The sequence below is a fragment of the Ramlibacter humi genome (genome assembly GCF_004681975.1).
GTDB classification, from domain to species: domain Bacteria; phylum Pseudomonadota; class Gammaproteobacteria; order Burkholderiales; family Burkholderiaceae_C; genus Ramlibacter; species Ramlibacter humi.
Window position 1 is genome coordinate 1 of the sequence record NZ_SMLK01000009.1, and the last position, 13,248, is coordinate 13,248.

14 protein-coding genes are annotated in these 13,248 nt (G+C 69.1%); 4 read left to right on the forward strand and 10 right to left on the reverse strand.

Features of this window, described 5'->3' with window-relative positions; genetic code table 11:
• Positions 1 to 548 precede the first annotated feature (548 nt).
• From EZ216_RS19270 to EZ216_RS22030, 4 genes are all read right to left on the reverse strand, one after another.
• Positions 549 to 1,088, reverse strand: a complete 540-nt coding sequence (locus EZ216_RS19270; RefSeq protein WP_239024447.1) for a cupin domain-containing protein — start codon at positions 1,086 to 1,088, stop codon at positions 549 to 551.
• 149 nt (positions 1,089 to 1,237) lie between these two features.
• The gene (locus tag EZ216_RS19275; protein WP_239024448.1) at positions 1,238 to 2,761 is read right to left on the reverse strand and encodes a DHA2 family efflux MFS transporter permease subunit; all 1,524 of its coding nucleotides are present in this window, start codon (positions 2,759 to 2,761) and stop codon (positions 1,238 to 1,240) included.
• Positions 2,761 to 3,222, reverse strand: a complete 462-nt coding sequence (locus tag EZ216_RS19280) for a MarR family winged helix-turn-helix transcriptional regulator (protein ID WP_167772969.1) — start codon at positions 3,220 to 3,222, stop codon at positions 2,761 to 2,763. Before EZ216_RS19280 ends, EZ216_RS19275 begins: the two co-directional genes overlap by 1 nt.
• Positions 3,223 to 3,289: 67 nt before the next feature.
• Complete coding sequence (locus EZ216_RS22030; RefSeq protein WP_135251426.1) at positions 3,290 to 3,889, reverse strand: TetR/AcrR family transcriptional regulator; 600 nt, start codon at positions 3,887 to 3,889, stop codon at positions 3,290 to 3,292.
• Positions 3,890 to 3,959: 70 nt separating this feature from the next.
• On the opposite strand from EZ216_RS22030, the gene EZ216_RS19290 reads away from it, so the two are divergent.
• On the forward strand, positions 3,960 to 5,204 hold the full coding sequence (locus EZ216_RS19290; protein WP_135251427.1) for an MFS transporter: 1,245 nt from the start codon (positions 3,960 to 3,962) through the stop codon (positions 5,202 to 5,204).
• Positions 5,205 to 5,208: 4 nt separating this feature from the next.
• Here the strand turns inward: EZ216_RS19290 and EZ216_RS19295 are convergent, their stop codons facing one another.
• From EZ216_RS19295 to EZ216_RS19310, 4 genes are all read right to left on the reverse strand, one after another.
• Positions 5,209 to 6,006, reverse strand: coding sequence for a MetQ/NlpA family ABC transporter substrate-binding protein (locus EZ216_RS19295; RefSeq protein WP_135251428.1), 798 nt, complete (start codon positions 6,004 to 6,006; stop codon positions 5,209 to 5,211).
• 38 nt (positions 6,007 to 6,044) lie between these two features.
• Positions 6,045 to 6,710 (reverse strand): methionine ABC transporter permease, encoded by a 666-nt coding sequence (locus tag EZ216_RS19300; protein WP_135251429.1) that lies wholly within the window; start codon positions 6,708 to 6,710, stop codon positions 6,045 to 6,047.
• On the reverse strand, positions 6,703 to 7,725 hold the full coding sequence (locus EZ216_RS19305) for a methionine ABC transporter ATP-binding protein (protein WP_135251430.1): 1,023 nt from the start codon (positions 7,723 to 7,725) through the stop codon (positions 6,703 to 6,705). Before EZ216_RS19305 ends, EZ216_RS19300 begins: the two co-directional genes overlap by 8 nt.
• A 232-nt stretch (positions 7,726 to 7,957) precedes the next feature.
• A complete protein-coding gene (locus EZ216_RS19310) occupies positions 7,958 to 8,548 on the reverse strand; it encodes a LysE family translocator (protein WP_135251431.1) in 591 nt (196 codons plus the stop codon).
• 145 nt (positions 8,549 to 8,693) lie between these two features.
• Here EZ216_RS19310 and EZ216_RS19315 point away from each other — a divergent pair, with 145 nt between their 5' ends.
• Positions 8,694 to 8,915 (forward strand): HAMP domain-containing histidine kinase, encoded by a 222-nt coding sequence (locus tag EZ216_RS19315; RefSeq protein WP_135251432.1) that lies wholly within the window; start codon positions 8,694 to 8,696, stop codon positions 8,913 to 8,915.
• A 161-nt stretch (positions 8,916 to 9,076) separates the two neighbouring features.
• On the opposite strand, the gene EZ216_RS19320 is transcribed toward EZ216_RS19315, so the two are convergent.
• Positions 9,077 to 9,784, reverse strand: a complete 708-nt coding sequence (locus EZ216_RS19320) for a response regulator transcription factor (protein WP_135251433.1) — start codon at positions 9,782 to 9,784, stop codon at positions 9,077 to 9,079.
• 145 nt (positions 9,785 to 9,929) lie between these two features.
• Entirely contained in the window at positions 9,930 to 10,445 is a 516-nt protein-coding gene (locus EZ216_RS19325) for an Lrp/AsnC family transcriptional regulator (protein ID WP_205959713.1), read from the reverse strand.
• A gap of 118 nt (positions 10,446 to 10,563) precedes the next feature.
• On the opposite strand from EZ216_RS19325, the gene ilvB reads away from it, so the two are divergent.
• Positions 10,564 to 12,321 (forward strand): biosynthetic-type acetolactate synthase large subunit, encoded by a 1,758-nt coding sequence (ilvB, locus tag EZ216_RS19330; protein WP_135251434.1) that lies wholly within the window; start codon positions 10,564 to 10,566, stop codon positions 12,319 to 12,321.
• Between the two features lie 216 nt (positions 12,322 to 12,537).
• Entirely contained in the window at positions 12,538 to 13,125 is a 588-nt protein-coding gene (locus EZ216_RS19335) for a hypothetical protein (protein ID WP_135251435.1), read from the forward strand.
• The last annotated feature ends 123 nt before the right edge of the window (positions 13,126 to 13,248 follow it).

A 13,248-nucleotide genomic window follows, 5' to 3' on the forward strand; every position in this document is an offset into this window, starting at 1 on the left:
GAGGAAGACTCTGGGCTTCAGGACGCCAGCTGAGATGTTCGACGAATGTGTTGCGTCGATCGGTTGAATCCGCCGCCAGAAGCGGACGTTTATGAAGCATCAGCGGCGGCGACTAACCAGAGCAATTCTGCTTGTGGCCGTGCCAGCAATGTTGGCCATCGCGGCCTACGGATTGCTCTGGATGGCATCGTCTTACTCGCTGGCGTTCGTAGATTGTTCTGGCAGCTATGGCCTGTTCGCGAAGAACCCTCGGTGTCGTCAGCCTGCCATCGCGGGGCTTCTATCCGTTGCAGGCCTGCTGCTGTCCGTAGCGGCGGCTGTGGGCGCTTGGAAACTACGAACTCGGGCTGAATGAGAACGCCTGCTTCGGGCCCGAAGCAGACATTGGCCTCGCTTAGCTCGATACAGGCCAATTGCGTGAATTGCGAGAGCAAATGCAGCGCCCCACAAGGCGCTATTCACGCAAATCAGCGCGGCCACCCCCCGCGAGCCTCACGGCCCCCGGGGCGTTCTCATGCCTGGATGCTCAGGCGCATGGGCCCGCTCGATCACGCGGGCTTGGCGTACGTGTCCGCGCTCATCATCTCGATGCCCACGAAGGCCTCTTTACCTTCTACCCATGCATCATGCCCCGGCGGGATCGTGTACGACTCGCCGGCGCTGATTGTCTTCTCGGTGCCATCGTTGAGGCGGACCTTGATGCGGCCAGCGACTGCGTAGCCGACATGCGAAACCTGGCACAGGTCGGTCTTGACCACCGGCTTCACGCATTCCGACCAGCGCCAGCCGGGCTGGAAGGAAAACCTGCCGATCGTGAACCCGTCGTGCTGACAGACCTCCACACGCGTCTTGTCGGGTGCTCGGACTTCGTCCGGGGTCTCGTGCGATTTCACGTCGAACTTGGAAACGGAAACAGGAGTTGCCATGTTCTCTCTCCGGGTCAGGAAGTCGCATCCGGCGACCGCGGCGATGCCGGGAACTGGAGCACGTCGCGCTTCTGGCTGTCGCGCAAGAGGCACCGCAGCAGCCCCAAGCACCGAATCGGATTGATAGCACGGCAGACTGAAAAGCGCCAGAGATGCAGGCACGGGCGCTGCTCGACAGTCATGCTGTGCTCGGAAGGCGGCGCATCACTGGTCCGCGTCCATGACGGGCAATCGGCTGTGCTCGGGCGCAAACCCGCGTAATCCGGGCAACGCAGGTTCGCCGAGGCCGGCGGTGGCAGCAAGCCAGGCAGTTAGTGCGGCACTTCCGCGGCCGCTGCCTGCGCCTGCCGGCGCGGTGGCCGCAGCGCGACCAGGAAAGGCAGCGCGGCCAGCGTCAGCGCCATCATGATCCAGAAGTCGTCGATGTAGGCGACCAGGAAAGCCTGGCGCGTCACCTCCGCGTTCAGCACCGCCAGGCCCGCCTGCGTGGAGATGTCCATCGCCGGCGGCAGGCTCAGCAGCCCCACGTTGCCCGGCGCCACGGTGGAAGCGATCTGCGCGTGAGCCTGGGCGGCGCCGCGCGTCAGCAGCGCCTGCACGATGGAGATGCCGACGCTGCCGCCGATGTTGCGCAAAAGGCTGAACACGGGCGTGCCCTGGTTGCGTAACTGCGGCGCCAGCGTGGCGAAGGCGGCGGTGGACAGCGGCACGAAGGTGAAGCCGATGCCCAGGCCCTGGATGAAACCGGACAGCACCACCAGCCGGCTGTCCATCTGCAGGGTGACGTGCGTCATCTGCCACAGCGCGAAGGCGGTGATGCCGAAGCCGCAGGTCATGATGATGCGCACGTCCACCTTCTGCACCAGCCGCCCGACCAGCAGCATGGCGATCATGGTGCCGATGCCGCGCGGCGCGGTGACCACGCCGGTGTGCACCACCGGGTACTCCATCAGGCTTTGCAGGAAGGTGGGCAGCAGCGCCATCGTGCCGTACAGCACCACGCCGACGACGAAGCCGAAGGTGCAGCCGATGACGAAGTTGCGGTCCTTCAGCAGTTCGCGGTCGAAGAAGGACACGCCCTGCACCGTCGCGGTGTGGACCGCGAAAAACGCGAAGGCCACCAGCGCGCCGGCCGCTTCCAGCTTGATCTCCCACGAATCGAACCACTCGAGCAGTTCGCCACGGTCCAGGAACATCTGCAGCAGCCCGATGGCCAGGCTGAGCGTGATGAAGCCGAACATGTCCAGCCGCGCGCTGGGCGGCTTGCTCTCCGGCAGGTAGCGCGCGATGCCCCACCAGGCAAACACGCCCACCGGCACGTTGATGAAGAACACCCAGCGCCAGTCGAAGCTCTCGGTCAGCCAGCCGCCCAGCATCGGGCCCAGGATGGGGCCGACCATGATGCCGGCGCCCCAGATGGCCATCGCCTGCCCCACCTTGTGCGGCGGGTTGATGTCCAGCAGCACGGCTTGCGACAACGGCACCAGCGCCGCGCCAAACACGCCCTGCAGCAGGCGCGCGGCGACGATGCCCCCGAGCGAGCCGGCCAGGCCGCAAAGCGCCGAAGCGATGGTGAAGCCGACCACCGACACCAGGAACACGCGCCGGCGGCCCCAGCGCGCGCACATCCAGCCGGTGAGCGGCAGCGTGATGGCCGAAGCCACGATGTAGGAAGTGAGGACCCAGGTGATCTGGTCCTGCGAAGCCTGCAGGGTGCCCTGCATGTGCGGCAGCGCGACGTTGGCGATGGTGGTGTCCAGCGCCTGCATGATGGTCGCCAGCATCACGACGACGGTGATCATGCCGCGGTGCGGCACTTTCTCCGTGGTGACCATCAGGCGGGTTCCGAAGGGGCGGCCGCGGTTTCGAGCAACCGGGTGCGCGCGCGGCCGAGCAGCTTCACCAGCACCGTGCGCTCCGCCGCGCTCAGGTCGCTCAACGCATCGCGCGTGAGTTCGTCGCCCAGCACCAGCGCCTGTTCCAGCGCCTTCACCGCGCGCGGCGCCAGGTGCAGGCGGTTGATGCGGCGGTCGCTTTCATGGCCGCGCCGCTCCAGCCAGCCGCCGTCGGCGAGCCGGTCGACCAGCTTGGCCACCGCCATCGGCGTCAGGCCCAGCTTGTCCGCCACCTCCGCCTGCGACAACGCTTCGCCGTGGCGCGCCAGCACCGCCAGCACGCGGCACTGGGCCTGCGTGAGGCCCAGTTTCTCGCGCGCCAGGCGGTCGAACTGCAGGGAATAGAGGCGGCTGACTTCGTTGACGAGGAAACCGAAGCGGCCGGAGATGCGATCCGTCACCCGGTAGATGATATACCAGTTTATTAAACTGGGCGCGGCAGCTCGGCGCCCGCGCTGCGCGGGCCGCTCAGGCCTTGGTGGCCGCGTCCAGCAGCGCCGCGGCGGTGGCGCGCGCGGCCGCGATCGCTTCAGCGCCCTGCCCGTCCATTTGCGCGGCCACGGTGGCGCCGTCGTAGACCAGCAGCAGTTGCCGCGCCAGCGCTTCGGCCCGGCGCGCGCCGGTGTCCTTCACCAGCCGCACGAACAGCGCGCGGATCCACGCGCGGTACTCGTCGCACACGGGCTTGCCGCGCGACTCGCCGGGCTGCTCGGCATTGGCCATCAGGAAGGCGCAGCCGCGAAAGCCCGGCTGGGCCAGCGCTTCGGCCTGCGCATCGAACACCGACAGCAGCCTCTCGCGCGGCGAACGCTTGCCGGCCAGGTGCCTTTCGATGCGGGCGCGGCGCGTGCTGTGGCGGTGCTCGAGGTACGCGCGCACCAGCTCGTCCTTGCTGCCGAACGTGGAGTACAGCGACGCCTTGGCCACGCCGGCGTGTTCCAGGATGCGGTCGATGCCGACGTTGTTGATGCCCTCCCCGTAGAAGAGCTCGTCGGCGGACGCGAGCAGCCTCTCGCGAACCGGGCGGCGGTCGCCTTTCGTCGGAGCGGGCAGGGTCGCGGTGGCCATGGGTTTGACTTTAACAGACAGGTCTGTATAGTGCAACAGACAGATCGGTCTGTTCTTTCCAGGAGTCCCCATGAGCTGTCCCGCCGCCACCCTGCCCGCCGCGCCGGCCGTTGCCGTGCCCTCGCCATCGCGGGCGGGCGCGCAACGCCGCCACTTCTACCTGCTCGCGTCCGTGACGCTCAGCTTCCTGGCCGGCTCCAGCGCGCCGACGCCGCTGTACCCGGTCTACCAGGTGATGTGGGGCTTCACCCCCGTCACCGTCGCGGCCATCTTCGCCACCTACGCCGTCGTGCTGCTTGCCGCGCTGCTGGTGCTGGGCCGGCTGAGCGACCACGTCGGCCGCCGGCCGGTGATCGTCGCCGCGGCACTGGCGCAGGCCGTTGCGATGGCCGTATTCGCCTCGGCGCAGGACACCGGCACGCTGTTCATCGCGCGTGTCGTGCAAGGCCTGGCGACCGGCGCGGCCATCGCCGCCATCGGCGCGGCCATGCTGGACCTCGACCGCCAGCGCGGCACGCTCGCCAACGCGGTCGCACCGGCGCTGGGCACCGCATCGGGTGCCGTGTTGTCCGGGGTGCTGGTGCACTGGCTGCCACAACCCACGCATCTCGTGTACTGGGTGCTCGGCACCGCGTACCTGCTGCAAGCCGCCGGCGTGTGGGCGATGCCGGAGCCGGGCCGCCGCGTGGCGGGCGCGCTGGCGTCGCTGCGTCCGCGCTTCGACGCTTCGCCGCAAGCGCGCGCCGCACTGCGTATCGCCGCGCCCGCGGTGCTGGCGGGCTGGTCGCTGGCGGGTTTCGCCGCGTCGCTGGGCCCCGCGCTGGTGCGGCGCGACCTGTCGCTGGACGCGTCGCTGGGCGGCGGCATCGCGCTGTTCGTGCTGGCCGGGAGTGCCGGCGTGACGGTGCTCGCCTTGCGCCGCGCGCACGAGAGGACGCTGCTCGCTTTCGGCGCCACGGCCTTGCTGACCGGCATGGGCGCGATGCTGTTCGCGCTGCAAGTGCACTCGCCTGCCGCGTACATCGGCGCCTCGATGCTGGCGGGCGCGGGCTTCGGCGCCAGCTTCCAGGGTGGCGTGCGTTCGGTGCTGGCCGCGGCTTCGGCGGCCGACCGCGCCGGCGCGCTGTCGGTGCTGTTCGTGCTGTCCTACCTGGCGATGGGCCTGCCCGCGGTGGCGGCCGGCGCCATCGTCGCGCTGACCGGCAACCTGCACGCCACGTCCATCGGTTTCGGCCTGGCCATCATGGCGCTCGCCGCGCTGGCCCGGCTGGGGCTGCGCGACGGCGTGCAGGCCGAACGCCTGCCGATCGCGTGAACGCTCAGAAGCCCGGGACGACCGCGCCCTTGAACTCCGCCTGCACGAACTTGCGGATCTCCTCGGAGTGGTACGCCTTCACCAGCTTGGCGACCCAGGGCTTGTCCTTGTCCTGCTCGCGCACGGCCAGCAGGTTGACGTAGGGGCTCTTCGCGCTTTCCTGCGCGATGGCGTCCCTGCCGGGCTGCAGGCCCGCGGGCAGCGCGTAGTTGGTGTTGATGGCCGCGGCGTCCAGGTCGTCCAGCGTGCGCGGCAGTTGCGCCGCTTCCACTTCGACGAAGCGGATCTTCTTCGGGTTCTCCACCACGTCCAGCGGCGTGGCCTTCAGGCCCGCGCCGGGCTTGAGCTTGATCAGGCCCTGATCCTGGAACACCAGCAGCACGCGCCCGCCGTTGGTGGGGTCGTTGGGGATGCCCACGCGCGCGCCTTCCTTCAACTCGGCCAGCGACTTCACCTTCTTCGAGTAGACGCCGATGGGGAAGTTGACGGTGTAGCCCACGTCCACGATCTTGTAGCCGCGGTCCTTCACCTGCTGGTCGAGGAAGGGCTTGTGCTGGTAGCTGTTGGCGTCCAGGTCGCCGGCGGCCAGCGCGGCGTTGGGCTGGATGTAGTCGCTGAACTCGACGACCTGCAGCTTCAGGCCGTCGCGCTCGGCGATCTTCCTCACCTGCTCGAAGATCTGCGCGTGCGGGCCGGCGGTGACGCCGATCTTCAGCGGCTTGTCCTGCGCCAGCGCGGCGCCGCCGGCGGTGGCCAGTGCCGCGGCGAAGGCGGCGGCGCGGATGAAGGTTCTCTTGTCCATGGTTTCTTCCTCTGTTGGTTGGTGGATCGTTGGGGACTTCATTTGCGGGTCAGGCGGCGCACGGCCCAGTCGCCGGCGCTTTGCACCGCCTGCACGAAGGCGATGAGCACGACGACGACGGCCAGCATCACCTCGGGCAGGAAGCGCTGGTAGCCGTAGCGGATGCCCAGGTCGCCCAGCCCGCCGCCGCCGATGGCGCCGGCCATGGCCGAATAGCCGGTCAGGCTGACCAGCGTGATGGTCAGGCCCGCCACGATGCCGGGCAGCGCCTCGGGCAGCAGCACCTTGAAGACGATCTGCGAAGTCGTCGCGCCCATGGCTTGCGCGGCTTCGATCAACCCGGCGTCCACCTCGCGCAGCGACGCTTCCACCAGGCGCGCGATGAAGGGCGCTGCCGCCGCGGTGAGCGGCACGACGGCCGCCGCCGTGCCGATGGACGAACCGGCCAGGAGGCGAGTCAGCGGGATGATCGCGACCAGCAGGATGATGAAAGGCGTGGAACGCACCGCGTTCACCACGCCGCCGACGATGCGGTTGGCGGCGGCGTTCCGCAGCACGCCGCCGCGGTCGGACAGGCGCAGGTAGACGCCCAGCGGAATGCCGAGCAGGCCCCCCAGCAGCCCCGAGATGCCCACCATCACCAGCGTTTCCCAGAGCGAGCGGCCGAACAGCTCCAGCAGCGCGGGCGTGAACGTCTCAAACATGGGCGACCTCCACGCGAACGCCGGCCAGGCGCAGGTGGTCCACCGCCGCCGCGAGCGACTCGCGCGCGCCGCGCGCCAGCACCGCCAGCGAGCCGAACGGCCGGCCCTGGATCTCGTCCACCTGGCCGTGCACGATGTTCAAGTCCAGCCCATATCGGCGCACCAGTTCCGACAGCAGCGGCTGGTCGGACCCTTCGCCGGCGAAAGCCAGCCGCAGCAGCTGCCCCGGGGTGGCGGCGCCGGACATCAGCGCGCGGATGCGGGCCACCACGCTTTCGGGCAGCGCCTGCGGCACCACGTCTTCCACCAGGCTGCGCGTCACCGCTTCGCGCGGATGCGTGAACACCTGGATGACGCCGCCCTCTTCCACCACGCGGCCCGCGTCGAGCACGGCGACGCGGTCGGCCACCTGCTTGATCACCTGCATCTGGTGCGTGATGAGCACCACCGTCAGGCCGAAATCGCGGTTGACCTGCCGCAGCAGCGCGAGGATGGAGCGCGTGGTCTCCGGATCCAGCGCCGAAGTGGCTTCGTCCGACAGCAGCACGCGCGGGCGGTTGGCCAGCGCGCGGGCGATGCCCACGCGCTGCTTCTGCCCGCCGCTGATCTGCGCGGGGTAGCGGTCGCGCAATGGCGCCAGCCCCACCAGGTCCAGCAGTTCGCCGACACGGCGTTTCACCTCGAGCGGCGCGATGCCCGCGAGTTCCAGCGGCAACGCCACGTTGCCGTGCACCGTGCGCGAGGACAGCAGGTTGAAGTGCTGGAACACCATGCCGATGCTGCGCCGCGCCTCGCGCAGCCGCGGCTCGCGCAGCGCCGTGAGGTCCTGGCCGTCCACGAGCACGCGGCCCGCGGTGGGGCGGTTCAGCAGGTTGATGGTGCGCACCAGCGAGCTCTTGCCCGCGCCGCTCCTGCCGATGACGCCGTACACCTCGCCCGGCCGGATGGCCAGGTCGATGCCGCGCAGCGCCTGGACGCCGCCGTAGTGCTGGACGATGCCTTGCAGTTCGACCATCGCGCCGCTCAGCTGCCGGACGCGGCGTGCGCGCCGGGGAAGAAGTCATCCCCGATGGTCCCCACCGCCAGCGCGGCGGCCACCTTCTTCATTGCTCTCATGTTCGTCGTTGGCCCTGAAAGCCGCGGACTCTACGGACGCAAAGCCCGCCTGGGAAATACCGTTTTCTGGTTTGCTAATAACGCGGGAATGGGGACTCTCTTGCGCGGAGGTCGCGAGCACCCGAAGGGCGTCAGACCACCAGGCTCACCGCCAGCGCCAGCAACGCCACCGCCATCGCCACGTTGAACACCCGCATGCGCAGCGGCGTGCCCAGGAAGCGGCGGATGCCCACGCCGAACAGCGTCCACACCGACACCAGCGGAAAGCCGACGATCCAGCCGATGGCGGAAACAAGCAAGGCGCCTTGCAGCGGGCCCATGCCGGCGGGCATGAACACGGTGGCGACCGTGGCGGCACGCATCCACGTCTTGGGGTTCACCAGCTGGAAGGCCGCGCCTTCCACGAACGACAGCGGACGCTGCGCGGCCCGGCCCGCGGCCACGCTGGCGCCGACCAGCTTCCAGGCGAGGAACGCCAGATACAGCGCGCCTGCCACCTTCAACGCGACGTGGATCGCGGGAAACCGCGCGAACACCTGCGACAGGCCCAGGCACACGACCAGCGTGAGCGCGAACACGCCGGCGTTGATGCCCAGCAGGTGCGGCAGCGTGCGCCGGTAACCGAAGTTTGTGCCCGAGGTGGCCAGCATCACGTTGTTGGGTCCCGGCGTGCCGGACATCAAGGCGCAGTACGCGACGAAAGAAAAGAGGCCTTCGAACATGCGATCGAAGTTAGCGGGCCGCGGCTGGGCGCGCCAGACACAGTGGCGCACCGGATGGAGCCGCAACTGTTGTGGTCACGAAGCGAATGCCTTGGTTTAGGATGCCTTCCCGCCCCACTTCCGGACCCCCATGCGCCCCGCCGCCATGGTCGATGCGCTCCGCAGACGAGGCCACGGCGCCGTCCTGGCCGGCCTGGTCCTGTTCCTGGCGGTGGTCGCTCGCCCGGTCTCGCTGCACGGCGGCGCCGTGCAGGCGCACAGCGGCAGTGACGGCGCGGGCAGCACGTTCATCGTGACGTTGCCGCTGGACGCGTCATCCGCTGACGGCCCGGCGGCAGACGCAGCGGCTTCGCGCGTCCCCGGCTAGCCGCCGAATTCCCGGTCGCGCCAGCCAGCTGGTGGGCGCCGTGGCGATCTTCAAGCTGGCGGGCCACGCGCGCTTGAGCGAAATGCAAGCGCGCGTGAAGGCCCCGGGGCCGCGGCATCACCGCGGCCGTCGAGACCTCGTTCAGGGGAGCGCGAAAGGAATCAGCCCCTGCCCTGCTCCAGGAAATAGCCTTCGCCGCGCACGGTGCGGATCAGGTCGCGGTGCTGCCCGAGCTTCGAGCGGATGTTGGAGATGGCCGCATCGATGCTGCGGTCGGCCAGGTCCACGCCCGGCGCATGCACCATTTCCAGCAGCCTCGCGCGCGACAGCGCGGCGCCCGGATGGTCAATGAACGCGCCGATGATGCGGTTCTCGTGCTCGGTCAGCGTGACGTTCAGCGTGCCGATGGTCAGCTGCCGCATCTTGGCGTCGTGCCGGCAGAAAGCGCTGGCGGCGCCGCGCACCACGGCTTGCGACGTGCGCCGCAGGATCGCCTTGATGCGGGCCACCAGCTCGCGCGCCTGGAACGGCTTGGACACGTAGTCGTCGGCCCCGCGCGCCAGTCCCTCGATGCAGGTGTCGGGATCATCGGCCGCCGTCAGCATGATGACGGGCAACTCCGGCGCGCGTTCCTTGGTCCAGCTGCACAGTTCCATGCCCGGTTCGTCGGGCAGCGTCAGGTCCAGCAGGACCAGGTCGAACGGCCGGCGCTGCAGGCACGACTTCATCTGCGCGCCGGTGCCCGCCACCTCCACGTCCATGCCGAAGTCGTGCAGGAACTCCGTCAGCACTTGCGTTGTTTCGCGGTCGTCGTCGACGGCCAGGACCGCGGGCCCCGCGTGCGGGCTCGATGCATGCGTACTCCTCATGCGGCAAGCCTAGCTCAGCCATGTCCGCGCTTTGTGAGCGGAGCGTAACGGGCCGGAAACACAGCCCCGGAACGCGCCCGCTTTTGCTTACATCATCGAAGTTCTTCGCGGCTTCGGCGGTGACGCGATGCGGATCCCGCCAGTTTCAGATCGGGGGCACCAGGGTGTCCTTCAGCACGCGCAGCACGAAGCTGGACTTGCTGTGGCGGATGCCCGGGATCTTGTAGAGCTTCTCGCGCAGCAGCCGCTCGTAGTCGCGCGTGTCCTTCACCACGATGCGGATCAGGTAGTCGTATTCGCCCGAGACCAGGTAAGCCTCCTGCACTTCCGGGATGGCGGCCAGCGTGCGGCCGAACTGGTAGAGCGTCTCGTCGGTGTGGCTGGCCAGCGTGAGCTGCACCAGCACCGTGTCCTTGTAACCCAGCCGCGCGCGGTCCACCAGCACGCTGTACTGCTTGATCACGCCGTCGGCTTCCATGCGCTTGATGCGGCTCCAGCACGTGGTGGGCGACAGCTTCACCGCGGCGCCGATGTCCTGCAGCGTGCGGCGCGAATCGGCCAGCAGCTCGCGCAGGATGGCCAGGTCGAACTTGTCGTAGGTCGCCTCGGGTACCGGCGCCGTGTCCAGCGGTTCGGCGGCGGGCTTCGATCGCTTGGCCATGGCGTTCTTCAATATTTTTCGGCTTCAGAGCTCGTCCATCGTAAATCAATCGGAATGCGTGCTCGGAAGCCCGAAAACTCCGAAGCCCTTTCTGCCGGGCTGCGCGAACAATCGCCGGATGGACACGCTTGCCGCCCTCACCCCCGCGAAAACGACGGATGCGCCCGCGCGCACCGGCGCGGAGATCCTGCTCGACACCCTGATGGCTTGCGGCATCGACACGATCTTCGGCTATCCCGGCGGCGCGGCGCTGCCGCTGTACGACGCGTTGTACTCGCGGCCCAGGCTGCGGCACATCCTGGTGCGCCACGAGCAGGCCGCCGTGCACGCGGCCGAAGGCTATGCGCGCACGACGGGCCGCGTCGGCGTGGTGCTGGTCACCTCCGGCCCCGGCGTGAGCAACACCATGACGGGTTTGCTGGATGCGATGAGCGACTCGGTGCCGGTCGTCTGCATCAGCGGCCAGGTGGCCACCGGCGTGATCGGCACCCAGGCTTTCCAGGAGTGCGACGCGCTGGGCATGTCGCGGCCGGTCACCAAGTGGCAGCACCAGGTGCAGTCGGCGGCCGAAGTGGCTGCGACGGTGCGGCGGGCGCTGGCCGTCGCCGCTTCGGGCCGGCCCGGGCCGGTGCTGATCGACGTGCCGAAAGACGTGCAGCTCGAACGCTGCGCGGCCGTCGAAGCGGTTGCGCCAACACCCATGCCTGCTGCGCCCGCCTTGAACCTGCAGGACCTCAGCCGCGCGGCCGACCTGCTGCAGACCGCGCGCCGGCCGGTGCTGTACGGCGGCGGCGGGCTGATCAACTCGGGACCGCGCGCCTGCGAAGCCTTCACGGAACTGGCGCGCCGCTGGAACCTGCCCACGACGCTGACGCTGATGGGACTGGGCGCGTTCCCCGCTTCCGATCCGCGGTTCCTCGGCATGCTGGGCATGCACGGCACCCTGGAGGCGAACCTCGCGATGCACCACGCCGACCTGATCGTCTGCGTGGGCGCACGTTTCGACGACCGCATCACCGGGCGGCTGGCGGACTTCAGCCCCGGTGCACGCAAGATCCACATCGACATCGAACCCGGGAACATCGGCAAGGTCGTGCACGTGGACGCCGCGCTGGCGGGCGACTGCTTCGAGGTGCTGGCGCTGTTGCAGGAAGCGTTGCCCGCCGCGCCCGATCCCGACCGGCTCGATGCATGGTGGTCGCGCATCGCCCGCTGGCGAGATCGCAAGTGCCTGGACTTCCAGCCCGACGGCGTGCAGATCCTGCCGCAGCAGCTGATGTCGCAACTGCAGCGATCGCTTGCGGGCCGCGACGCCATCGTGGCCACCGACGTCGGCCAGCACCAGATGTGGGCCGCGCAATACCTGCGCTTCGACGAGCCGCGCCGCTGGCTGACGTCGGGCGGCGCGGGCACCATGGGCTATGGCTTGCCGGCCGCCATCGGCGCGCAGGTCGCGCATCCGGGCAAGACCGTGGCCTGCGTGAGCGGCGACGCCTCGATCCTGATGAACATCCAGGAGCTGTCCACCGCCGCGCAGCACCAGGCGCCGGTGAAGGTCGTGCTGATGAACAACGGCTACATGGGCATGGTGCGGCAGTGGCAGCAGCTGGTGCACGGCAACCGCATCAGCCAGAGCTGGACGGCCGCGCTGCCGGACTTCGTGGCGCTGGCGCGCGCGTTCGGCTGGGGCGCGGCTTCCGTGTCGAAGCCGGAGGAACTGGCGGATGCGCTGGAGCGCTGCCTGGCCTACCCCGGCCCATTCTTCCTGGACGTGCGCGTGGCGCAGGTGGAAAACTGCTACCCGATGATCCCCGCCGGCCGCGGACATCACGAGCTGATGCTGTCGGACACGGAATGGTTCGAGGACGGGGCCTAGCGCGCGGGGGGACTTGCGCGCCGGCAGTTTGCGCACGGTGGCTTCTTCGACGCGCATGCAGGCGCCGGCGCGCTTTCCCAGCACGGGGCGGCTGGCCATGTCAGCCACAGGTCAGACCGACACCGAACGTTGCAGTTGAGCGATGACTTTGCGTCGTCCGCGCGCGCTTGAGGCGCGTTGGAAGCGAACCTGCCACCGTGGCAGATGAGGACCCCCATGAAGTACCCCCAGACCCTTCCCGTGCTGATCGCACTGGCGTTTGCAGGCGCCGCCCATGCCCAAGCCCCCGCCCAGCCGGCGCAGGAGCAGGTGATCCAGCGGCAAGTGAACCAGCAGCAGCGCGTGGAGAACGGCCTGAAGGACGGATCGCTCACCGTGCGCGAGGCCGGCCGGATCGAGAAGAAGGAAGCGGGCCTGGACCGCATGATCGCCCGCGACAGCAAGGACGGCATCAGCGCGCAGGAGCAGAAACAGATCAACGCGCGCGAGAACGCCATCAGCCGCGACATCGCGCGCGACGCGCACAACGCGAAGCGCGGCGATCCGGCCGGCACCAGCAACCAGCGCATGCAGGCCGACGTGCAGCGCAACGTCAACCAGGACCAGCGCATCCAGGCCGGCGTGCAGTCGGGGCAGTTGTCCGGCAACGAGGTCTCGAGCCTCGAGCGGGGCCAGGCGCGCGTGGACCGCACGGAAGCCCGCGCGGCCCGCAACGGCCACGTCAGCGCCGCGGAGCAGGCGGCGGTGCAGCGCCGCGAGAACAAGCAGAGCCGCCGCATCCACCGCGACCGGCAGAACGGCTGAAACGTACCGTCATTCCCCGCGAAGGCGGGAATCGACGGCGTCCGCATCCGCGGACTGCTGAAAGCGGGAGCACTGGATTCCCGACTTCGCGGGAATGACGAGGCAAGAGGGGATGACGGCGTG